The sequence below is a fragment of the Pandoraea sp. LA3 genome (genome assembly GCF_022696215.1).
Classification (GTDB): domain Bacteria; phylum Pseudomonadota; class Gammaproteobacteria; order Burkholderiales; family Burkholderiaceae; genus Pandoraea; species Pandoraea capi.
Map to the genome: position 1 here is coordinate 334,263 of NZ_PTPY01000038.1, position 23,286 is coordinate 357,548.

General features: G+C 61.2%; 18 protein-coding genes and 1 pseudogene. 6 read left to right on the plus strand and 13 right to left on the minus strand.

Annotated features, from left to right (window positions below; translation table 11 throughout):
* Window positions 1–18: 18 nt before the first annotated feature.
* Both C5N93_RS24030 and xopG read right to left on the minus strand, forming a co-directional pair.
* Window positions 19–999 (minus strand): annotated as a pseudogene (locus C5N93_RS24030) (APC family permease); the annotation flags it as partial.
* A 252-nt stretch (window positions 1,000–1,251) separates the two neighbouring features.
* Window positions 1,252–1,917 (minus strand): XopG/HopH/AvrPtoH family type III secretion system effector, encoded by a 666-nt coding sequence (xopG, locus tag C5N93_RS24035; RefSeq protein WP_242561205.1) that lies wholly within the window; start codon window positions 1,915–1,917, stop codon window positions 1,252–1,254.
* Between the two features lie 459 nt (window positions 1,918–2,376).
* Between xopG and mqo the strand changes: the two genes are divergently transcribed.
* Window positions 2,377–4,089: a malate dehydrogenase (quinone) gene (mqo, locus tag C5N93_RS24040; protein ID WP_242561206.1), complete on the plus strand. Its 1,713-nt coding sequence runs from the start codon at window positions 2,377–2,379 to the stop codon at window positions 4,087–4,089.
* 114 nt (window positions 4,090–4,203) lie between these two features.
* Here mqo and C5N93_RS24045 read toward each other — a convergent pair whose 3' ends face one another.
* The 7 genes from C5N93_RS24045 to C5N93_RS24075 all read right to left on the minus strand — a co-directional run bounded on the left by C5N93_RS24045 (window position 4,204) and on the right by C5N93_RS24075 (window position 11,406).
* Window positions 4,204–5,625 carry a DHA2 family efflux MFS transporter permease subunit gene (locus tag C5N93_RS24045; RefSeq protein ID WP_242561207.1) on the minus strand — a complete coding sequence of 474 codons (1,422 nt, stop codon included), beginning with the start codon at window positions 5,623–5,625 and terminating at the stop codon, window positions 4,204–4,206.
* Between the two features lie 51 nt (window positions 5,626–5,676).
* Window positions 5,677–6,366, minus strand: a complete 690-nt coding sequence (locus C5N93_RS24050) for a CoA pyrophosphatase (RefSeq protein ID WP_242561208.1) — start codon at window positions 6,364–6,366, stop codon at window positions 5,677–5,679.
* Window positions 6,367–6,457: 91 nt separating this feature from the next.
* Window positions 6,458–7,678, minus strand: a complete 1,221-nt coding sequence (locus tag C5N93_RS24055; RefSeq protein WP_242561209.1) for a cation:proton antiporter — start codon at window positions 7,676–7,678, stop codon at window positions 6,458–6,460.
* A 47-nt stretch (window positions 7,679–7,725) separates the two neighbouring features.
* Window positions 7,726–8,682, minus strand: coding sequence for an SDR family oxidoreductase (locus C5N93_RS24060; protein WP_242561210.1), 957 nt, complete (start codon window positions 8,680–8,682; stop codon window positions 7,726–7,728).
* 6 nt (window positions 8,683–8,688) lie between these two features.
* On the minus strand, window positions 8,689–9,609 hold the full coding sequence (locus C5N93_RS24065) for a chlorinating enzyme (RefSeq protein ID WP_347403325.1): 921 nt from the start codon (window positions 9,607–9,609) through the stop codon (window positions 8,689–8,691).
* A gap of 28 nt (window positions 9,610–9,637) precedes the next feature.
* Window positions 9,638–9,901, minus strand: coding sequence for an acyl carrier protein (locus tag C5N93_RS24070; RefSeq protein WP_150720175.1), 264 nt, complete (start codon window positions 9,899–9,901; stop codon window positions 9,638–9,640).
* A 2-nt stretch (window positions 9,902–9,903) separates the two neighbouring features.
* Window positions 9,904–11,406: an amino acid adenylation domain-containing protein gene (locus C5N93_RS24075; RefSeq protein ID WP_242561212.1), complete on the minus strand. Its 1,503-nt coding sequence runs from the start codon at window positions 11,404–11,406 to the stop codon at window positions 9,904–9,906.
* Between the two features lie 436 nt (window positions 11,407–11,842).
* On the opposite strand from C5N93_RS24075, the gene C5N93_RS24080 reads away from it, so the two are divergent.
* The 4 genes from C5N93_RS24080 (at window position 11,843) to C5N93_RS24095 (ending at window position 17,706) form a co-directional block, all read left to right on the plus strand.
* Window positions 11,843–12,688: a phytanoyl-CoA dioxygenase family protein gene (locus tag C5N93_RS24080; RefSeq protein WP_242561213.1), complete on the plus strand. Its 846-nt coding sequence runs from the start codon at window positions 11,843–11,845 to the stop codon at window positions 12,686–12,688.
* A 66-nt stretch (window positions 12,689–12,754) separates the two neighbouring features.
* Window positions 12,755–14,611 (plus strand): FAD/NAD(P)-binding protein, encoded by a 1,857-nt coding sequence (locus tag C5N93_RS24085; protein ID WP_242561214.1) that lies wholly within the window; start codon window positions 12,755–12,757, stop codon window positions 14,609–14,611.
* Between the two features lie 22 nt (window positions 14,612–14,633).
* Window positions 14,634–16,088: an NAD-dependent succinate-semialdehyde dehydrogenase gene (locus tag C5N93_RS24090; RefSeq protein ID WP_242561215.1), complete on the plus strand. Its 1,455-nt coding sequence runs from the start codon at window positions 14,634–14,636 to the stop codon at window positions 16,086–16,088.
* 148 nt (window positions 16,089–16,236) lie between these two features.
* Window positions 16,237–17,706, plus strand: coding sequence for a lyase family protein (locus C5N93_RS24095; RefSeq protein WP_242561402.1), 1,470 nt, complete (start codon window positions 16,237–16,239; stop codon window positions 17,704–17,706).
* Between the two features lie 34 nt (window positions 17,707–17,740).
* Here C5N93_RS24095 and C5N93_RS24100 read toward each other — a convergent pair whose 3' ends face one another.
* Both C5N93_RS24100 and C5N93_RS24105 read right to left on the minus strand, forming a co-directional pair.
* The gene (locus C5N93_RS24100) at window positions 17,741–18,931 is read right to left on the minus strand and encodes an MFS transporter (protein WP_242561216.1); all 1,191 of its coding nucleotides are present in this window, start codon (window positions 18,929–18,931) and stop codon (window positions 17,741–17,743) included.
* 136 nt (window positions 18,932–19,067) lie between these two features.
* Window positions 19,068–20,423 (minus strand): FAD-dependent oxidoreductase, encoded by a 1,356-nt coding sequence (locus tag C5N93_RS24105; protein ID WP_242561217.1) that lies wholly within the window; start codon window positions 20,421–20,423, stop codon window positions 19,068–19,070.
* Window positions 20,424–20,527: 104 nt separating this feature from the next.
* Here C5N93_RS24105 and C5N93_RS24110 point away from each other — a divergent pair, with 104 nt between their 5' ends.
* Window positions 20,528–21,403 (plus strand): LysR family transcriptional regulator, encoded by an 876-nt coding sequence (locus tag C5N93_RS24110; RefSeq protein ID WP_242561218.1) that lies wholly within the window; start codon window positions 20,528–20,530, stop codon window positions 21,401–21,403.
* Here C5N93_RS24110 and C5N93_RS24115 read toward each other — a convergent pair.
* The gene (locus tag C5N93_RS24115; RefSeq protein ID WP_242561219.1) at window positions 21,353–22,270 is read right to left on the minus strand and encodes a LysR family transcriptional regulator; all 918 of its coding nucleotides are present in this window, start codon (window positions 22,268–22,270) and stop codon (window positions 21,353–21,355) included. The two genes, C5N93_RS24110 and C5N93_RS24115, sit on opposite strands and share 51 nt — an antisense overlap.
* A 101-nt stretch (window positions 22,271–22,371) precedes the next feature.
* Window positions 22,372–23,226 carry an AraC family transcriptional regulator gene (locus C5N93_RS24120; RefSeq protein ID WP_242561220.1) on the minus strand — a complete coding sequence of 285 codons (855 nt, stop codon included), beginning with the start codon at window positions 23,224–23,226 and terminating at the stop codon, window positions 22,372–22,374.
* Window positions 23,227–23,286: the final 60 nt, after the last annotated feature.

The following is a 23,286-nucleotide window of genomic DNA, read 5'->3' on the forward strand; positions in this document are numbered from 1 at the left end:
CCGGCACCCACACGAACGTCAACCCGGCGAGACGCGCAAGAGACGTTTGCGATTGAGCAGCAATGGGATGGCTCCCACGGCGATGCCGCCCATGCCGACGACGTTGGTGACCCAGTCGAACGTGGGAATGCTGGAGAGCGCGATGAAGAAAAGAAAGAGCGCGCTGGCGACCGGCCAGATCACGTGCGTCGCGGCACGCCACGGGCCCCGGACGAGTTCTGCGCGGTAAAACCAGCCGCACGCCAGCCCCGTCAACCCCAGATAGAAGCAGATTTGAAAGCCGATAGCGGTAATCGAATCCTGAAGAATCATGTTGATGGTGGGCAGATACGACGACACCAGCAGGAGCGCCAGGCCGGTGGCCCAGATCAGGAAGATGGCGATGTGCGGCGTGTTCCAGCGCGGATGCAGGCGCGCGTAGCGTTGATGGAGGGCGCCGTCACGGCTTTTGGCAAACAGGGTCCGCGTAAATTGGAGCATCTGCGTTTCCACAGTGCCCACGGTGCTCAGCAGCACCGCAATGATGGCGATATAACCCCAGAGCGGTCCGAACAGCTTTTCCGCCATCGCAAAAATGATGTTGGTGTTGAAATGCTGAATTTCGTCATCGGACAGGCCGAGCAGTGCCAACGTGATGAAGACCAGGAAGAACGCCATCAGAAACACCATCGACCAGAACGCCGCGCGTCCCGGCGTGCGATTCGCGTCGCGTGTCTCCTCGCTCAGGTTCAGGGTGACGTCCCAGCCGTAGAAGAAGAAAATCGCGACCAGCGCGCTGCTCGCAAAGACCTTCGGCGTGAATCCGAATGGCGAGAACCACTCCCAGGAAAACGCGTGCTGCGGGGTATGGGGAAAAACGACGAAACCCGCCACGATGATCGCCAGCAGGATGATGCCTTCGACGACCGTCATCAGCACCTGCACGTAGCTGGTGAGCTTGATTCCCTTGACCACGACCAGACTCACGAGCGTGAGCCATCCCGCAGCGATCAGCGTCACCGCGTATGATCGATTCGACGATGCCCAGTGAATCTGCCTTCAGTTCGGAGGGAGGAGTCATGGGCGTGTCCGGTTAAGACCATCGATGGCGCGACTTTTACATCCTAGTCGACAGATGGACAACTGGGGGATGCCATAGCGGCGCCCACTGGCAAGGCAAGCGGCCGGCATGGGTTACCGCCGACCGCCGGCCTTGGGTGAGTCTCATCGAACCGGGCACCGGGCCTGCCCCGGTGCTCCTTTGTGCCCGTATTACCCGCGGTAAGTCGCCGTGGGATCGAACTCCGCGACCTGATCGCCGCGATCGCGGCTCAGCGGGTAAGCCCTGCGGGGCGGCTCGCCGTGTTCGGCACGAATCCCGTTCTCACTGATGGGCTCATCGGCCCACTTGTCCAGGCCCGTGGCTCGCAACTCCTCTTCGGCCGCACGCGTTCCCGGCTGAAAGCCTTCGGTCCCGCTGCCGCCCGTGTAGGTGCCCTTGGTGATGCGATAGGCGTGCACGAGTTCATGCGCGAGGGACAGATACGCCTTGCTGGTGTCTTGCGTGTGACCGACCGGCTCGCCCGCGGCATTGAGCGCAAGGCTCTTGCTCGGATTCCACTCGACAATGGCGCTGGCTCCTTTGCCCTTGAATCCCAGCGACGACTTGCTCGCGTTCTTCATCGCGTTTCGGTTGTCTTCTCCCGGGGAATCGATGTCGTCGACCGGCATCGTCGCGTTGCGCATGTTGCCGCCGCGAGGCGCCACGAAGATCTTGACCCGCTTGCCGCTCTGGCTGAAGTTGTTCAGCCCGCTGAGCAACGCGTTGCCATTTGGCTGGCTGGCAATCTTGGCAAGGGCGTGTTCGGCGTCGCGAATGGCCGTGTTCGAATTGGACTCGATCGTGATCGAAGGGACTGTACTGCTCTGAACTTTCATCATGTGACTCCGTAATGGGTGCCAACAACGGCACGCACAGTGCGCCCGACGTTTCCGACGGGGGACGCACCGCGCTTCACACAACGTTGTAACCGATCAATCTGCGGGGATGATCCACGGTCGCGAAGGGATGTCATGCCCGGCGAAGACTTCGCCGCGCCGCTCACCGATGCGCACGTGAGCGCGTTGGCGTTCCGCCTGGGACAACGCCCGAGCGCCGGGTTAGGACGTCCGATAATGCGCACGTGTGACCCCCACCCCATTTCTATATCAGGGTTTTCACTTAGGTTTTTGTGGGTTTGCGCTACAATCCGCGTTTTCGCAACGCTCGGCTTCCGGTATCGCTCCCGACTCGCCGACGCACAGACATGATTGCGTCGAGCAGTCCGAATCGATGCCGGCAAGCGCCGGGCGCGTTCGGGCTATCGACGCCAGACGTTATTTTTGAGGGTGACTCTCATGACGCAAACGGACAACAAGACGGCGCCTGGTCGCAGCGGCAAGCCTTTCACCCGTCGCAAGTTCCTCGCCGCAGCCGTCGGCGCCGCCGCCGTATGGGGCGGATATTCGTACTTCTTCGGCAGCCAGTATCGCGCCGCGAAGGCGGACCGCACGGTCGACGTGCTGCTCATCGGCGGCGGCATCATGAGCGCAACGCTCGGCGTCTACCTGAAGGAACTGGAGCCGAACTGGACGTGTGAAGTCTTCGAGCGTCTGGACAAGGTCGCGGAAGAAAGCTCGAACGGCTGGAACAACGCCGGCACCGGTCACTCGGCGCTTTGTGAGCTGAACTACACGCCGATGGACGACAAGGGCAACGTCCATATCGCCCAGGCCATCAACATCAACGAAAATTTCCAGATTTCGCGTCAGTTCTGGTCGCATCAGGTGCGCCAGGGCGTACTGGGCAATCCGCGCGAGTTCATCAATTCGACGCCGCACATGAATCTGGTATTCGGCGAAGAAAACCGTGAGTTCATCCGCAAGCGTGTCGAAGCGTTGAAGGCGTCGCCGCTATTTGCCGGTATGGAGATGACGACCGATCGGGCGAAGATCGCTGAGTGGATTCCGATCATGATGGAAGGGCGCAAGGCCGACGAAGTCGTGACCGCCACGCGCTCGCCGCTCGGCACCGACGTGAACCTCGGCGAAATCACGCGTCAGTTCTACTCGCATCTGACCGGCAAGGCGGGCGTCAAGGTGACGACCGGCTACGAAGTGCGTTCCATCACGCGCAACGAAGACGGCACCTGGCGCGTCTCCGCGTTCGACATGAACGACAGCTCCAGGATCCAGACGGTGGATGCGCGCAACCTGTTCATCGGTGCGGGCGGTGCCGCGCTGCCGCTGCTGCAACTGTCCGGCATTCCTGAAGCAAAGCAGTACGGCGGCTTCCCCGTGGGCGGCGAATTCCTCGTCACGGAAAAGCCCGAGATCGCGTCGCGCCATCTGGCGAAGGTCTATGGTCTCGCAGACACCGGTTCGCCGCCGATGTCGGTTCCTCACCTCGATACGCGCGTGCTCGATGGCAAGCGCGTCATCCTCTTCGGGCCGTTCGCCACGTGGTCCAGCAAGTTCCTGAAGAACGGCTCGTACTTCGATCTGGCCAAAGCGGCCACGCCGTCCAACATCGTTCCCCAGTTGCAGGTTGGCGTTCACGAATTCGCGTTGGTGAAGTATCTGGCACAACAGCTGGCGCTGTCGCGCGAGGAAAAGATGGCGGCGTTGCGTCACTACATGCCGGAAGCGAAGGACGAAGACTGGCGTCTGTGGGAAGCCGGCCAGCGCGTGCAGATCATCAAGAACGATCCGGAGAAGGGCGGCGTGCTCAAGCTCGGTACCGAAGTCGTGGTGTCGGGCGACCGTTCCGTGTCCGCGCTGCTGGGCGCCTCGCCGGGAGGTTCGACGTCGCCGGCCATCATGCTGTCGTTGCTCGAACGCGTGTTCCCTGAGCAAATGAAAACACCGGCATGGCAACAGAAGATTCGGGAGATCGTGCCGAGCTACGGCAAGAAGCTCAACGAGCACCCCGATCTGCTGGCGCAGGAATGGGCCAACACGGCAGAAACGCTGCAACTGGCCATCGCGCCGCCGAGCCTCGACGGTGTCGTGCCGGCCGCCCCGATGGCAAACCCGGGCGTCGTGAAGAAGGTGCCGGACATCGCGCTGTAAGCGGCTGCACAGCGCCTGTCCGGAACCTCTGGTGGGCGCTGTTCTTCGCGCGGGGTCATGCCCGCCGATCAGGGCGTGACGATCCGCGCGCTACCGAATTGGACGGTGACGTGATCACGAAGCCGTTGCCTGATACCGCTGCCGATACACGCGGGCCATGCTCGCGATGAACGACAACGCGGCAATCGCGCACGCCAGTGCGAAGACATACGCGGAAAAGTGTTGACCTGGACCGTCGTTCACCCCACCGGCCAGCGCCATGACCACGGCGACCAGTGCAGCGCCGAGCGATTGCCCCGTGGTTCGCGCCGTGGACAACACGCCGGACGCACTGGCGGTGCGGTTCTTTGCGGCATTGGCAAACATCTCCTTGTTGTTCGGCGGGAGAAAGAATCCGTATCCCATGCCGCACACGGCAACGCGCCAGAGAAAGTCGATGACGCGGGGCTGCTCGGGCAAAAACACCAGAGAACCGATTCCCAGACAGAAAATCAGCACGCCGATGCTGGAGACCTGTGTCGCGTTGAAGCGATTGGTCAACCGGCCGGCAATGGGGGCGCAAATGGCGACGGTGATCGGCCACGGCGTAAAGAGGAATGCCGACTCCAGCACACTGTAGGCGTAGGTGTGCTGCAACACGAAGGGCAACGCGACCAGCGCCATGCCTTGTGAGACGAACATCGTCACGGACGTGAGCACCGCAAACGAATAGCGGCGCGACTGGAATATGTCCAGCGGCAGCAGAGGATGTTTCACGCGCCGCTGGATGGCGACAAACAAATACAGCAGAAACGCCGACACTGCGCCGAGCACTAGCACGGTGACGTTGTTCCATCGCCCGATCTGGTCGACGGCAAGCGCAAACAGGCCAAATGCCACAGCCGACGTGAGCGCGCCGGAGATGTCGAAGCCGCGCTCCCTGTGCGTGTCTTTTCCTAGCGACATGAGCGAGAACACAATCGCGGCAACCCCCAGCGGCAGGTTGATGTAGAAGAGCCACGGCCACGACGCGTAGGACACGATCAGCCCGCCCAGCGCGGGGCCGAGGGCAGTGCCGACGGCAAACGTCAGGGCATTGATGCCGAAGATGGTGCCGAGCGATGCGGGAGGAAAGATCACCCGATACAGGCCATAGCCGACGCTGATCAGTACCGCGTAGCTGAGGCCCTGAATCACGCGCATCACGACTAGCATCATGTAGCTCGTCGCGAGTCCGCAACCTAACGACGAGATCGTGAACAACACCAGCCCGATGACGTAAAAGCGCCGCTCGCCGACTCTCGATCCAAGCGAAGCACAGATCAGCATGGTGGCCGCACTGGCGACCTGATAACCGTTCGCCACCCAGATGACGGATGCCGCACTGACGCCAAGATCGGTGGAAATCGTCGGCAACGCGATGTTGACGATAGAACTGTCCAGCGACGACATGAGGACACCAAGCAGGATGGCCAGGGCCGCAAAGTAACGTCGGGGGACTTCAAATCCTTCTTCACTGGCTTCACCGGCTTCACCGGTCTTATCGGCAATCGACATGGCGCGCGCCTTATGGGGGGAGGGGAGTCTGACGATGGACGTCAGACCGGACTATCTGCGGCTCAGGTTGTCGCTGATGTCCTGACCGTGCACCAGTCCGGAGAGCGACTTCAGGATGACGGCCGTAACGCCCCAGATGTCGTATCTCTGCTCGGCCCAGTACCATGAGCCCGCGCGCTCGCCGTCGACATATTGTTTCGCCAGCTCCGGTTTCAGGAGCGTCGACAGAGGAAACTCGAAGACCTCTTCGACTTCGGCTGGCGCGGCTTCCCAGCCGGCCGTCTCCGGTATCAGACCGATGACCGGCACGATGGCGTGATTACGCTTGCGGGTCTTGTGAATCGGCAGGCAACCGACAACCTGAACCGCACCCGGCGCAAGGCAGATTTCCTCGAACGCTTCCCGTAACGCGGTAGTGCCGACGTTGCCATCCTCATCCATCGGCCGGCCGCCGGGAAAGCTCACCTGCGAGGAGTATTCACGCAATCCGGACGAACGGGTCGTCAGGAGGACGCTCGGCTCCGACTGCGCCACGATAGCCACCAGCACGGCCGACAGCTTCCACTGCCCGTCGCCGCTGTCGAGCGAGCGCTGCGTCGCGGCCCAGTCCATGGAACCGGGAATCCGGTATCGCTCGACACCCCGCACAATGGTCTCGATGAGGGGCTGGTGTGTCCCGGTGCTCGTCAGCAGGTTGGCAAGCGCGCCGTCGGTATTCGGGAAACTTCTCTCGGTCTCCATATCTTCCTCCTGTATGAATACAGCGGAATTGCCATCATGCAATAACTTGCAATCGGCGTCCATCGAACCGGAGAAAGGCTTTTAGTCGGTTTTATATCGACCCTTTTGCCCCGGCCGTCACCGGCTGAATGCTACGCCGTAATAGAGGTGCTGTCGTTGCGGTGGTAAACAATGCGAAAATCAGCAGCATGGTATAGACATTGGCGGGAAGAATTCGAAGTTCCAGCCCAATCGAAAGGAATATTAATTCCATTAGCCCGCGCGCGTTCATCAGGGTCGCAATGACAGTGGCATTTTCGCGCGAATAGCCAACCATTCGGGCGCCGGCGAATACCCCCAGATACTTCCCGATAAAACCCACGACAATAAACGCGATCAGCCAATACCATTGCCCATTGGCGCCGCCGTCGAACATCTGCATGTGCAAACCGGCATTGGCGAAGAATAACGGCATCAGGATCGTATGAACGAATCCGCCCAAAAGCCTTTGAAACTGCTCTCGCAGACCCGGCACATTACGCAACAGAATGCCGGGGAGCAAGGCACCGAACGCACTATGAAAGCCGAGCGCTGACGTGATCCAGCCCGAGAGCAACACCAACGCCACGAGCATGGTCACCGTGCCGCGTGACCAGCCTCGCGCCAGCAGGCGCGTGAGCAGCGGCGTGAGTCCCCATTTCGATGCCGCGCTCAGGGCGACGACGTAGGCACAAAGCAGCGCAATATCCACCCCGAGCGCCCGCCAACTGGCATCGACGTGCGAGAAGCACACGATGGCCGATAGCGCACACCACCCGAGCAGGTCACCGACCATCGCTGCGGACAAGGCTGCGCAAGCGCCCGGATGGCGGATCAGATTCAGATCCCCGACAATACGCGCCATGACGGGCACGGCTGACACGGACAGGGCGACACCGCAGAACAGAACATAGGGCCAAAACGGTTGATGTGCAGCCAGCACGTCGTAGGAGATCCAGGCCACTGCGATGCCTCCGCCAAGCGGCAGCGCAATGCCGGATATCGCGATCAACGCCGGCCCAAGCACTGCCCGACGGGAAGGCATGCTGAGTTCCAGCCCGATTTCGAACATCAGAAGTGCCAGACCAACCTCACCGAGCTGGCCGATCAGGGACGCGGCGTCGGGCGTGAATAACTGCTTCTGAAGCGAAGGGGTAACGGCCCCCAGTGCGACCGGGCCAAGCAGAATGCCACCGGCGATCTCGCCAATGACTTTGCATTGCCCCATACGCTCGGCGAGCGCGCCGCAACCGTAGCAGACGGTGATGACGACAGCGACTTGTATCAGCCACATGGCACAGCCTTGTTGGTTGAATGGCGATAGACACGATCAGGGAGACGTCACCGGGACGTCTGGCCGCTTCCCGCGAAATGCGTGAGTAGCTGAAAAAGGCGCTTGCTGCGCGCCGCGCCGAGGTGGCGGCTGAAGAATTGCCCCACCGAGCGGGGACGGTAATAGTCGCCCGACGCCATTGCAGCGCCGACACAGGCGCTCATGTCGGCATAAGCCGGATATGAAAAGTTCTCGCTGTCGCCGACGAACACGTGCGTCAGGTTGGTATTGCAGACGCTGAACATTTCCCCATTGCAGGCTTCGGGGCCGCATATCCAGCGGATAAACGGCCAGAGGTCGCGGTGGGAACACACATCGGCCAGCGCTTGTTCCTCCTGCTCGGAAATCACTCGCCATTCGACGCGATTCCAGTGCGAGTCGAGCGCAGCGGGGAAGAGCGCATTGACGGCGATCCCGCAACGGGCGGCGGGTGTCGCCATCATCTTCGTCAGCCCGATGATGCCGGCCTTGGCGATCCCGAAAGGCAACAGGCCATGATCGTCGAGCGAACCGAAGACATGCCCTGAGCAGAAATTCAGGATGCGCCCATATCGCTGTGACGCCATATGAGGCCATGCCGCGACGGACAGATTGAAGGGGCCGTGCAAGTGCGTCGCGAGGGCTTCATGCAGGTCGGCGTCCGTGAGCGAGCCGATGTCCCGCCGCAATGTCGCCGGACGGTTGCCGGCGTTGTTGACCAGAACATCCAGCCGCCCGAATCGATCGACCACATCACGCACCAGTGCTGCGCAAGCCGCCGGTTCGGCAACGTCCGCCTGCGTCCAGGACACCGCCAGCCCTTGCGCGACGAGGCGCGAGGCGATGCGTTCGCCATCCGGCGAGCGCGAAACGGCGTGGACGATGCCACCTTCACGCGCCATCGCCTCGACGGTGCCCGCGCCGATACCCTCTGAGCCGCCCGTCACGAGAATGACGCGGCCCGCGAACGCGCCTGCAGCTTGCATGGCGACTTACCCGAGCGATGCCGGACGGAACCGATACCCCGTATTGGTCGAACTTCGTGTCCGGTTGTGCCCGAACGCATCTTGCCCCGCGACTTGCACCACACCGTACTGGCTCAGATCGAAGAAGCCGCCGTGTTCGACGAACTGATCCTGCCCGGGATAGACGAGCACATCTGTCGACACGTATCGCGTGGTGATCGCAAAGCGCGTCTTGTTCTTGGTGATGTTCGGGTGTGAGCCGTGCACGCATTTGGCCATGAACATCACCGCCTCTCCGGGCTTCATGATCATCGAATGCGCCTCGTCTTCGTTCGGTTCCCACGACGGATCGACCTTGAATTCGGCAAAGTTGTATCCGAAGAACGCCGTCTTGTCTGCTGAAATCGGATCGTATCGTTCGTTTCGCCCGGTCACAGGCTCCAGCGACTCGTCAAAGTATTTCGTGCGGTGCGAGCCCGGCAGAAACTTCATGCAGCCGTTGTCGATGGTCGATTCCGTGAAAGCGGTCCAGACCGTCAATTCGAACGGAACGTCGCCCGGTTTGCCGTCGATGGGCTGCAACTGTGGCGATCCGGTGGTGTACTGGAACTTCTCGACCTGATGCCACTCCGTGCCCTTCGCCCCCGGAAACTTCGGGAAGTACTCCGAGCGCCAGCATTGCAGGTTGTCGCCCAGAATCGCCCTGGCATGCGACACGATGACGTCGTTCTCCACGTGCGAGGCGAGTTCGTCGATATCGAAATGGCGGTCGTAATTGCAGCTGTTCTGAAATATCGCCCGACTCATGTTCTGACTCTGGCGACGAATCGAAGACAGCATCGTCTTTGCCGTTTCTGGCTCGTAGACCGGAAATGGTCCATAAAATCCATCGCGAAAGAAGCGCTCTCTGATTGTTTTGGCGTTTACCATTTTCTTGATCTCCTGCATTCCGGATTGGCAAATCTTCACAAGGGATTTACGACGGATTGCGATGACTCACAAAGGCACAGAGTTCAGCGATCGTCTGATGATCGAAAATCGCGTCGACGGGAATGGCGACCCGAAACTCGTTTTCGATTTCGATGGCCAACTCGGTGGTAAGCAGCGAGTGGCCGCCAATGTCGAAAAAACTATCGTCCGGGCCGAACTCGTCATGGTCGAGTATGCGGCGCCAGATGGCGTGCATCCGGTCGATGGCATCGGTGGAGACTGTGGAGACGGGATCTGCGAGATGGTTCATCGTCAACCTTCCTGGGTCAGTGTCATGAGACGGGGAATGTCGGCCTTGCCGCTGGAGGTCACGGGGATCTCCGGGACGGCAAAGATCCGGCTGGGCATCATGAAGCCGGGCAGGCGCCTACGCAGCGCATCACGGAACGTGTCGGTCGAGAACGCGGACGGCTCGCGAGGCGCGACAAAGAGATACAGAAACGTCTTGCCGGAAGCGGTCGTATGCAGCGTGGCTGCGCACGCCGCCGTGAACGCCGTTTCATTCGCCACGCGCTCGATCTCTTCGAGTTCGATCCGGAACCCGTTGAACTTCACCTGCCGGTCCGCGCGCCCCTTGCAATGCAAGCGGCCTTGCGCGTCGAGATAGCCGATGTCTCCGGTGTGATAGGCACGCTTGCCATCGAGCGCGATGAAGACACGGGCATTGAGGTCGGGACGATTGCGATATCCGGCGGAGACGGCATTGCCGACGATGCATATCTCGCCGATATCTCCCGTCGGGAGCGACTCGCCGCGCTCGTCGGCGATCACGATTTCGCTGCCGGTCATGGCGCTGCCCACGCATGTCAGCGGCGTATCGGGAGTCTTTCGGACGATGGTCGTGTAGATGGTGGCTTCGGTCGCGCCGTACGCGTCGTAGAAATGACTGACGGGGGACCAGGTGTCGACTGTCTGCTGATTGCACTTCTCGCCAGCCGACACGACATGCCGCAACGCCGGGTAGGTGTCGGCAGGCAGTAGCGACAGCATCGAGGGGGTCATCAGTACGTGGCTGACCGCATGCGACTTCAGTGCGGCGCCCAACTTTCTTCCGTCGAGAATGGTTTCTCGGTCAAGCATGACGATCGATGCCCCATGGCAAAGCGCCATGAAGATCTCCCATATCGACATATCGAACGAAATCGACGAGACGGACGCAAAACGGCTATCGCGCGAGACGTTCAGTGTTTCGCCCTGCACGACGACAAACCGGGCGAGCGCCGTCGAGGCAATCGGCACCCCCTTGGGGCGTCCGGTGGTCCCCGACGTATAGATCGTATAGGCCGTACGAAGCGTGTTAGGAAAGTCGTTCGACGGCACGGTATTCGCCGGGATATCCCGCATGTCCAACAGCACGGCGGCGTCGATGCGGTGACACATTTCGAAGTTGATGACACACGCCACCGCGCCCGCGTCTTCGATCATGTAGTGCTTGCGCTCCGACGGATAGATCGGATCGATAGGCAAGAACGCATTGCCGGAAAGCAGACATCCCAGGACGGCCTGGACATACGACATTTCCTTTCGCATCGATAGCGCAACGGTCTCGCCGGGGCCGATGCCCGCGTCACGCAGTACTGCCGCAAACGCTCTGGCCGACGCGAAGACCTGGTCATAGGTGTAAGCGCCCTTAGCGTCTATCACCGCGATCTTGTCGGCGTTTAGCGCCGCGGCGCGGCAAAGCATTTGCAGCAGAGGATCGATACGCAATGACGCATTCTGTTCGACTTGTGGGGGCAACGTCTCCAGCAGCATGGTGTGCTCCTCACTCGACTCTTAAATTTAATAGGTCGAGTTTTCAATATTAAGGATGACGAATAAATAACGAATCAACGCGAGCGATGTTTCAAAGAATAGGGCGACGATTTTGCAAAAGTCAAATGCGAAATATCATTTTTTTGTGATTTGCATTCGCCGTATTTTTCTATCGAGATATTGTTGCCGTCATCGACAGTTATGACGATTTATTCACTCCAATTTCATCTGATTCAGAGAATGTGAATATTTTAATTATTTGCCATCTGACCCGGATTTCACTGGCGGAGAATTTTTTAGTTGCAATCCTAACAATTGTGTTTCTTTTGTCCTATTGTGAGAGCGGAGTGCCGTTGGCATCTCATCGAACTTCCAATAAATTGCATCGCCCCGCCTTCCGTCCAGATCGACGAGAAGCGCCTCCCGGAGAGATCGAATGGAACTTACACAGGCTCAGATGTCGCGATATGAGAATGAAGGGCTGCTGATCGTCGAGGACGATTTCACTCAGGACGAAATGGCGCTGCTCAAAGCCGAAGCCATGCGTGAGTTGGGAGAGGAGCGAGCGGGCACCGTTCCGGAGGGACAGGAAGAACGACCGCGCGCAGTCAATGGTTCGCATTTGCGCAACGCGGTGTTTTCTGCGCTGATTCGCACGCCGCAATTGCTCCGTCCGGCCGAACAATTGCTCGGCAGCCGCGTGTATGTGCATCAGTTCAAGATCAATGCGAAGTTCGCCTTCGTCGGCGAGCGATGGGAGTGGCACCAGGACTTCACGTTCTGGCGTGATGCCGACCAGATGCGCGAGCCGCGGGCAGTCACGGCCTGCATCACGCTCGACGACATTTACGAGTTCAACGGCCCGCTCATGTTTATTCCCGGCTCGCACCGGGACGGGGAGTATCCCGTGGATATCCGGGACACCCAGGGGGAGGGATGGCAGCAGTACTTCGGCGCAGACATGAAGTACAAGGCCGACCGACGCCTGATCGCCGAGCTCGCGCAGGCACACGGCGTTGCCGTGCCCAAGCTCAAGCGCGGGTCAGTCATGTTCTTCCATCCGAATGTCTATCACGCATCTTCGGCCAACATGTCGCCGTATGACCGCACGATGGTCTACGTCACTTACAACAGTGTCGAAAATGCCTTGCCCGCCACGGACAGCCCGCGCCCCGAATTTATTGCCGCCCGTGACTTCACGCCGCTTTCCGAAGGCACCGGCCGTCTGCCCGCGCCGACACTCGCGGAGAAGCGACCGGCAACGTTCGCCTCGCTGGGATAGCCAGCAGGGCCGTCGGCTCGTCGGGGACTTTCGTGAAATTGACGTCATTGCGTTGAGGGGTGCCGTATGGCGGATTTTCGGCTTGCCATCGTTGGCGGTGGAGCGCGCGCGCTATCGATTCTGGAACGACTCGTGGTTTATGGCGGTCAACTGCCGCGCGGACAGCGACTCGACGTTGTCGTCATCGACCCCGGCGAGTTGGGAGAGGGCGCGCACAGTGCCTCCCAGGCCAGTCACCTGATGATCAACACACTGGCGGCACAGATCACGATGTATCCACCGGACGGACCATTGGGTGGCGAGCGCAAGCCGTCGTTTCTGCATTGGGTCGTCGATCAGGGCTACCGGCGATTCGCACAAGGGTATGAGATTGCCATTGCGCCCGGCGGCGAGCCGCTAAGCGAGCGGAATCACTTGCCGCGCGCCCTGCTCGGACGTTACTTGTCCGCCTTCGGACGTGAAGTGCTGGCGGCCCTTCCGGAAAGTATTCGCGTTCGCCATGTTCGCGCCAGCGCGGTCGATATCTGGCCGCATGACGGCCAGTACATTGTGCGTCTGACGAACGGTGACGCGCTCAGCGCCCAGTTCGTGGTGCTCGCAACGGGACATATCCAGCGCGCATCGAACGAAGAAGACCGGAAGCTCGCCGCGTTTGCGCAGGCGGGACGGTCGAACAACCCGCATCTGGCTTATATCGAAGCGCCTTATCCGGTAGAAAAGCTCGACGCCATCGATTCGCGTGCGCGTGTGGCCGTTCGCGGGCTAGGGCTTACCGCCCACGACGTGGTGTCCGCGCTCACGATCGGCCGGGGTGGAAAATACCGCACGGTGGACGGTAGGTTCGTGTACCAGCCGTCTGGCCGCGAGCCCAAAATCTGGGTCGGGTCCCGGCACACGCTGCCGTTTGCGGCGCGCGGGGTCAATCAAAAGGGGCAGCGGGGACAATACGAGTGCCGGTTCTTCACGCCGCAGGCGGCGAGAGAGTTACGTCGGCGCGCATTGCAGGCAGGACGCGCCGGCGTGGATTTTCAGTCTGAGATATTTCCGCTGATCGTCAAGGAGATGGCGCTCGCCTATCGTGCCGCCGAAGGCGGCGTAGAGGTGGATCCGGCCCGCTTTTCTCCGACCGAGGAGGAGGTTCGGATCGTTCACGACATCCTCTGGCCGATACGGGACAAGACGTTTCGAGACCCCGACGATTTCCGGAAGTGGTTCCTCGGCACCATGAGATACGACCTGGATGAAGCCTACCGGGGCAATTGCGCAAGTGGACTCAAGGCCGCGACCGATGTGCTTCGCGATGCGCGCGACGCCTTGCGGGCCACTCTGGAATTCGGCGGCATGTCGCCCGAATCGCACAAGTACTTCCTCGAAGCGTTCAACCCGATCATCAACCGGATCTCGTTCGGCCCGCCACTGATACGCAACGAGGAATGGCTCGCGCTCTTTGAGGCTGGTGTGCTTCAGGTCGCCGGCGGGTCGAAGACTCGAATAGAGATGGCCGACGACTGGACCTTTCGGGTTTGCGTGGATCAGGCGTCCTACGAGGAAAGCACCGCTGTCGACGTCGTGATCGCCGCACGTACCGATCGCTACTCGCCGCTGACCGACGATTCGGCGCTGGCCATCCATCTGCTTGCGAGGGGGGTGATACGGCCGTTCATGAACGGGACGTATCACGCCGGCGGCATCGACATCACGCAAGACATGCGCGTCAGAGACCGGTATGGCAACCCGCAACGCGGGCTGTGGGCGACTGGTTTCGTGGTGGAGGGGGCGCACTATTACACGAACGTGCTGCCGCGATCGGGCATCCTCTCCCGACAGACGGTGGATGCCGATACGATCGTGCGGGCGCTGTGCGAAGAGATGCTGACGTCAGATGCCCGTCGGACGGGCGAATTGCAGCCGGTGGACGGCTGATGTCATCGAAGGAGATGGCTTCATGAAGCGTGAAGACAGCCCGCAACGCTATCCTGACGTGAAATGCTTCATCGCAGGCGATTGGCGCGAGGGCGGAGACCGCGAGCAGATCGCCGTGCGTGATCCGGCAACGGGGGCGTCGATCGGGTCGGTCGCGAGCGCAGTGCGTTCTGACCTCGAGCGTGCCGTACAGGCCGGGGTCAAGGGATTTGCGCAGTGGCACGAGACCGGGCCGCAAGCGCGCGCGCTCATCCTGGGCAAGGCGGCAACGTTGCTTCGCGAGCGCGTGGACGCCATCGCGCACCTGCTGACGTGGGAGCAAGGCAAACCGCTAGCCGAGGCAGTGGCCGAGATTCACGACTCGGCGGATGTGACCGATTGGCTGGCGGAGCAGGGCAGACGCAACTTCGGACGTGTCATCCCGCCTCGCAAGTCCAATGTCATGCAGTACACGATGAAACTGCCAGTGGGCCAGGTGGCCGCATTCACGCCATGGAATTTCCCGGTCAGCCAGGTAGCGATCAAGCTGGCGGCGGCACTGGCTGCAGGATGCTCCGTGATCGTCAAGGCGCCCGAGGAAACGCCGGCGTCGCCTGCCGCACTGATTCAGGCCTTCCTCGACGCGGGTGTCCCGGATCACGCGATCAATCTTGTCTATGGCGTGCCGGGCGACATTTCCGAGTTTCTTATCCCGCACCCCGATATCGCGGCGGTCTCGTTCACAGGCTCAACGCGCGTCGGCAAACATCTCGCGTCGCTTGCCGGTCAGCACATGAAACGCTCCACCATGGAGCTGGGCGGTCATGCCCCCGTGTTGATCTTTGACGACGCGGATCTTGCGCTGACGGTACAAACGCTCGCCACGGCCAAGTTTCGCAATGCCGGACAGGTTTGCGCTTCGCCGACGCGTTTCCTTGTGCAAAACGACACGGCAGACGCGTTCGTCGAGCGCTTCGCGGATCTCGCCGGCAGCATCGCCGTCGGCAATGGACTGGACCCACAGACGCGCATGGGGCCGCTGGCCAATGAGCGACGGGTTCACGCGCTCGAAGCGTTAGTGTCGGATGCTCTCGCCCACGGGGCCACGCTTCGGCTCGGGGGCCGACGACTCGACCGGCCGGGCTACTTCTTTGCGCCGACCGTATTGACGAACGTACCGATCACGGCGCGCATCATGAACGAAGAACCGTTCGGCCCCGTGGCGATAGTGAACCGATTCCAGACCCTGAACGATGCAATAGCGGAAGCGAACCGCCTGCCGTACGGGCTGGCCTCCTACGCGTTTTCCCGCTCGGCCGCCACGATCCATGAGGTCAGTCGACGCGTCGTCGCGGGCATGACGAGTATCAATCACGGCGGGTTGGGACTGCCCGAAGTCCCGTTCGGCGGGGTGCGTGACTCCGGGTACGGAGAAGAAGGCGGCCCCGACGCCATCGAACCGTATCTGATGAGCAAATTCGTCACAGTGGCGGTCTGACGTCGACCGGAGTATGGTTAGCGCCTGCACAGAAAATGCCGGCGCCGATCCCCCTTCGGACGCCTCGACGATCAGGAGACACGCAGTGCGCAAGAAACGAATTGCCGGGTTGGGACTCTGCCTCACCACGATGCTTGCCGCGCCGGCCATGGCGCAAACCGCGACCGCTACGGCAACGAACGTCGCGCCCCAGCGAGACGCGTTCTACTGGCTGGGTGAGATCAACAAGGCGTCGCTGGTGATCAACACCCGTCAGGGCTTGCTGGACGCGAAGCTTGCGCCGCACATCGCCAAGGGACTCGACACGGTGCTGAGCGCGGGGGATCAGCCCGGCGGCGCCCGTCCGGATCTGGTCATCACGTTCGAGCCGTTGCTGATCAAGGCAGCGGGCGTCGAGGCGACGTTGCTGCATGCTGGCCGCTCCAGTCAGGACATGCTGGCCACGGTGCGTGCCGCGATGTACCGCGATCGCCTGCTCGTGCTCGCTGCGCAGTTGCGCACCACCACGGCCACATTGCGGCGGCTTGCGCAACAGTACGAAGCGACCATCGTCCCCAATTACACCAATGGCGTGGCCGCCCAGCCGAACAGCTACGGTCATTACCTGCTCGGCCATGTGGCAGGGCTTCAGCGCGACGCGCAACGTCTGCACGAGCTGTACGCACGAGTGGATCTGTCCCCGATGGGAACGACGGTGCTCAACGGCACGAGCTGGCCGCTGGATCGCGACAGGATGGCCCATGCGCTCGGCTTTGCCGACAAGGTCGATAACGCCTACGACGCCGCGCAGATCGCCGCGACGGACCTGCCTGTGGAGATCGGTGCGCTCGCGACGAGCATCGCGCTGCACACATCGGCGTTCGTGCAGGACGTGATGGTGCAGTATGCGCAGCCGCGTCCGTGGATTCTGCTGCGCGAAGGCGGCGGCAACACCTATGTGTCGAGCGCAATGCCGCAAAAGCGCAATCCGGGGCTGCTCAACGACACCCGCACGGCGGCGTCGATGGTTGTCACCCTTGGCGTGGGGCGCGCCATCACGGCGCACAACATTCCGCCGGGCATGAGCGATGTGAAGCACATCGACGAGAACATGGCGGTCATGGATCGGACCACGGCGTTGCTCAAGCGCTGGGACCGCGTGCTCAACGCCCTGGTGATCGATCCGCAACGCGCGCTCGACGAACTCGACAGCGACTGGACGGCAGCGCAGGAAATCGCCGATGTGCTGATGCGTGAGCACGGGCTGCCGTTCCGGGTGGGGCACCACTTTGCGTCGGAGATCGTCGATTACGCGAAGGCTCATGATCTTCGCCCCAGCCAGTTCCCGTATGCAGAGGCACAGCGCATCTTCAAGCAGACGCTGACGGAGATGAACGTCAGCGGGGGCGAGTTGCCGATGACCGAATCCCAGTTCCGTGCGACGCTCGACCCGGTGGCTATCGTCATGCATCGGGCGACATCGGGCGGTCCGCAACCGGCCGAGATGAAACGCATGCTGGCGCGTACCGATCGGGAACTCGACGCCGACGGCAAGTGGATTGACACCCACCGCCAGACGATCGATCAGTCACTGGCCTCGCTCGACAAAGATTTCAGCAAGTATCTGCCGACGAACTAGCAAGGGAAGGCTCCGGGCATCCGCGCCATGATCGCTAGGATCGCGTTGCTTCGCGCACAGGAATCAGGCAAAGCAACGCGAGCGCTGGCCCGGCGGCGAGTGTGATGAACGCGAAGAAGAATGAGTGGGTCGACTGGAACACCATGCCCACAACGACCGGCACAACGACGCTGCCGAGTTGCCAGAACGCGTTGGTGAACCCTGTGGCCGAGCCGGCCGCAGAGGGTCCCGCCGTTTCCGCGATCATGACGGCCAGCAAAGGGCTGTAAGCGAAGCCTGCGATGCCAAGCAGTGGCGCAATCAGCCGAAACTGCTCGATGGAGTGAAGCTGGCCGAAGACCAGAAGCGCCACGCAGAAACCCAAAAAACAGATCATCACCAGCAGTTTTCGCTTCCCGCCGAGCCAGTCCGACAAGAGACCGATCAGCGGTTTCGAGACGATGGCGCCAACCCCGAACAACACGGTGATGCTTCCCGCGGCGGCGACCGACAGCCCGTAGCCCTTGATCATCAGCGCGTTGGCCCAGAACGTGAATCCCCACGTGCCCCACATCGAGCCGAAGCCCGCGAGCGCCAGCAGGAGAATGTCCCGGTGCCTGAGCAGTTGGCGAAGATTGCGCGTCGTTGGAACGTTCTGTCCCTCCAGCGGGCCGTCACGCACGACGGCGTAGCAAACCAGACCGAATACGACGGTCAAGACACCGAGTTGTTCGTAGATTCGGCTCCACGACTGGATTTCCAGAAGCTTGGGCACGACGGCGTTGGTCACCACCACGGCGAGCGACGTTGCGGTCATCAGCAACCCGATGGCACGACCGCGATGCCGACGATCGAACCATGTCGCGGCGAGCTTCACGCACGCCGCATAGTCGCACCCGGCGGCAAGCCCCATCAGCGCCTGAAGCAGGATACCGAGCGACACCGACTGGATATGCCCGAACAGGAATGTGCAGATGCCCAGCGGCAGGAGGGAGAGCGCAAGCGCCCGGCGTGGACCCACCCAGTCGCTCGCGACGCCGCCAGCGACATTGGACAATACGTAACCGACATAGAAGGCGGTCACGAAGATGCCCAGCGAGCCCAACGACATGCCGAGTGCCTGACCGACGGGCACCGACAAGCTTCCCCACACCAAACGATCGACGAACGTCAGGAGCAAAGCTCCCCACGCGAAGGCCAGAATGACCCAGCGATAAATGCCCGTATGCTGAACCTGCGAATCCATAGCGGACTCGTTCGGTCCGCTCGTCTTGATGGCCTGCATTGTTGTCTCCTGCGGCGGGCACGGCATGACCCGTATTGCCCGTTCTGGCTTGGGTGCCTTGGCGACACCATTCTTTTGCCTGGATGTAGAAGCCCGATCAGAGATCGCGGCCCAGATAGGCGCCGTCGCGCTCAAGCTCGGCCTGAAGCCGCGTTACGTCGATGTTGCGAGGGGAGCATCCGGACGCAATGGCCAGCGACGCAGCCGTGCCGGCCGCTTGCCCCATGACAAAGCACGCACCGGAGACGCGCGCCGCCGACTGGCCCTCATGCGTCATCGATGCGCAACGACCGGCGACCAGCAGGTTGTCGATGCGATGCGGCACCAACATGCGATAGGGAAGCTGATTAAAGCCGCGAGACTCCGGAATCGGTTGCCAGCGAAACGTCACATCGCCGGCTTCGTGCAGTTCCAGCGGCCAGCCGTTCACGCCGATCGTGTCCGAAAAGCTCGCGCATTCAAGGACATCGTTCTCCGTCAACTGATACTCGCCGACAATCCGCCGGGTTTCGCGAATGCCGACCTGCGGAGGAATATCCACGATGTAAGACCGTTCGAATCCCGGTACCGTCCTCAGGAAACGGAACACGTCTGCAATCTGCCGACGTCCCTCGATCTCGCTGGCGCTCAGTTGCATGGCATCGACGCCATTGATCGCCGTACCGTCTTCATTGGCAATCTGAGTCACGTTGGCGCGCCACTCGATGCTGTTTTTCTGCGGCTTGACGATCGGCGTCTTTCGGGGGAATCGGAACCCGTGTTTTTCGGCTTCGGCCATCCGGGCATCCATCTCCTTTGACGCGGCGACGGCGCGATCGCTGTCGACACTGTTCAGGCGGAACATCGTCGAGGGATAGAGGGTATTGCCAGTCGAGTCCCCGGTTTCGTAATCGACGCCAGACCATGCGGCAAGGTCGCCATCGCCCGAGCAGTCGATGAACATGCTGGCCAGCGCGATGCCACGCCCCGATTTGGTTTCCAGAGCGAGGCCGCGAATCGTTTCGCTGTCGCTCATGATGACCCCGACCGCCAGCGCGTGAAAAAGAATCTCCACGCCGGCGTCGAGCAGGAGCTCGTCTGCGGCCATCTTGAATGCCGACGTGTCGTAGGCCAGTCCGTACGTCTTCTGGAAAATCAGGTGAGGGGCGTTCAGTCCCCCAAGCTTATCGATGCCGGCAAGGAAATCATCCGCCACGCCATGCACTACCTGACGAATCTCGCCGAAGACGTTGGCATAGAGGCCGCAGAAATTGGTGACACCGGCGGCCGTGCCCATCCCCCCGAGAAAGCCGTAGCGCTCCACCAGCAAGACGGTGTGACCGGCGCGTGCAGCGGCGACCGCCGCCGTCATGCCAGCGGGGCCGCCGCCCAGAACGATCACATCGAACTTACCGACCACGGGGGTAGCGATTGCCGGCTCGAGAATTGTCTCGGCGGTTTTGAACGACAGCATGGCGTGTCTCGCGAAATGTAGGAATTGAAGCGATGGTAGCTTTGCAATGAATCCACTACAATCGCCTAAATTGACGCAAGACTTATTCCATATCGCGAATAATCATGGATCTTCTCGAAAGCCTTCGTTCGCTGGTCCTGGTGGCGAATTGCGAGAGCTTTTCTCTAGCTGCCCGGCGCTCCGGTACGTCACCGTCGGTGATGATCAAGCGCGTCAACGCGGCGGAGTGGCACCTCAAGCTCGAGGTGCTCAAGCGCACCACACGTAGCGTGACGTTGACGGAAGGGGGTCGGCGAATCCTTCCGAGTCTTCAGACGCTGGTCCATAACTTCGACGATCTGATGGCGTCGTTACGTCAGGAAAGCCCCGGTGCGGCGGGGCTGATCCGGATCAAGATATCGCCGGAGCTTGCCGAGGGCGGACTGGCGGCCGTACTCAGTTCGTTCCTGAAAGCTCATGTCGGGCTACGCATGGAAGTGGTCCTGCTGGAGCGTTCCGTGAATCCGGACGAGGAGGGGTTCGACATCTGCATCGATTTCCAGTCGCGTGCCTATCCGCGCGTGACGGAGATCCCGCTGTTCGTCTGCCGCTTTGTGCTTTGCGCAGCCCCTGACTATCTGGCGCGGCATGGGCAGCCGTCGCATCCGCGCGAGCTGCAACGACATTGGACACTCGCGCCGGATTCGGTTGGAAAGAAATGGACGTTTCGTGCGCATCGACGGGCCGTGACTGTCGACGTGACACCGCGCCTCATGAGTGCCGACGGTCAGGGCATTCTGAACGCGGCAACACGCGGGCAGGGGATTGCACTCTTGCCGACGTACCTTTGCGGACCGGCGCTTGCAGCAGGGACGCTGATACCGCTGATGAGCGACTATGCCCCTGTGGAGACATGGGTCACGGCGTCGGTCCCTGACACCAAAGTCGACTTACCGCGAATCCGCGGCCTGATCGAGTGGCTGAGCAGAATGCCCGCCTAGGGCTTCCCGTATGACGTCGACCAGGGCACGCAAGGCGTGATCGGCAGCGCGATGTTTCGGAATAATGGCGAGGATTTCACCCGGCGGCACAGTCCAGTCCGTCAGCACCTGAACAAGCGTTCCCGCCTTTAGTGCTTGCTCGGCGACATAATCTGGCATGAGAGTCAGGCCGTTTCCATCCACTGCGGCGCTCAGCAGCAAGAGCAGGTCATTCGAGGTGAACTTGGGCTGTGGGGCAAACCTGAGCACGGCACCGTCTTTTTCAAACACCCATTCCGTCTGCGTTGGAAAGAACGTCATGCAATCGTGGCCTGTCAGCTCACGCGGATGCATCGGTGTTCCTCGGCGCGCCAGATAGTCGGGGGAAGCACACATCAGACGTTGCAGCGGACGGAGGACCTCTTCGACCACACCTCCCGGATGATGCTGAACCACGCCGATTGCCAGATCGAAACCGTCCTCCACGGGGCTGATATGCCGGTCGAGCAGGGCGATCTCCAGATCGATCTTCGGATAGCGGCGTTGGAACGTGTCGAACGCCTCTCGAAGTCGAAGGGTCCCGAGTGCGGACGGGACCTTCAATTTCAAACGGCCCTCGGTATCTTCAGCGTTGACAGACGGTTCTCCGATGAGCGCGTCCAGATCGTCGAGCAGTTGCCTCGCGCGCTCGAGATGATCGGCTCCCAGCGGCGTTGTGGTGACGGATCGCGTAGTTCTGAGGAACAACGGCGCACCGATCGACGCTTCAAGTTCATTGATGCGCTTCGTGACGACAGACGGTACGACGTTCAATATGCGCGCTGCGGCGGAGAATGAACCCCGGTCGGCCACCGCAACGAACGCGCGCAAGCTAAGTATTTGTTCCATGATCGACGACGGTTCATCGCCCGGGAGTGGGGCGTGCCGCACATTGTAAGCGGTGATGTCGGCGCGACGCTCAGCGCCCAACCGATCCTGGCGCCCTGCGCTCAGTTCGATCCGGAGTCGACGTGTTTGAACGCGTTCGGCGGGGCGTATCCATACTTCTTGAAAAGCCGTGCCAGATAGGACGGAGAGTCGAGCCCCACCGCTGCTGCCACGCTCAGCACGGTCATGCCCGGAGCGCTCAGCAACGCCGCTGCGACTTCGACCCGACGGCGCGATTGGTAGTCGACCACGGTCTCGCCGGTGAGATCACGAAAGAGTCGCGTCAATGTGCGGCGCGACAAGCCGAATTCGTATGCGATGCGATCCAGCGAAACGGGTTGATCGAGCGTGCTGTCGAGGAACATTCGGATGTCGCGCACGATTTCCACTTGCGCATCCCCTCGGTCGGCCGGCAGCGGGGCCGACGTCAGTCCGGCCTCGACACAGCTCGCCGCCAGTGTCTGCGCGGCGAGATCCGCACGAAAAATGGCGAGCTCCGAAGAAAAGGCAGCATCGGGTGAGGGTTGCGTCGTGGCGACGCGCACGGCGTCGAGCAGCAGCAGTGGCGCTGACCAGATCGTCGCACGTGAACATGAAAGCTTACGACTCGCCTTGCGCTCGCAAAACGACACGAAGTCGCTCGCAACGTAGACCGCGACATGCGCCTGACCCACGCGATAACCCCGCGTGTCGTGCATACGACGGGGCGGCACGACGACAAAGGATTTCGGCGAGATACGCACCGGCGATACATTCGTTTCGACGTTGAGCACCAGTTGCCCGGTACGCGGCAACAGAAACATGAACTCATCGTCATGCATGTGCGGTTGGGTCCGGTACTCACCGACCGACACATGCCGGACGTCGGCGATACGATCTCCGCAGAGATGACGTTGGGCGGTCGGATAGGGCTTCACGCTACGTTCCCCTGATGGTGCGGGCCTGCCAAGGATGAGCGACGGCAACGACGGATTGCT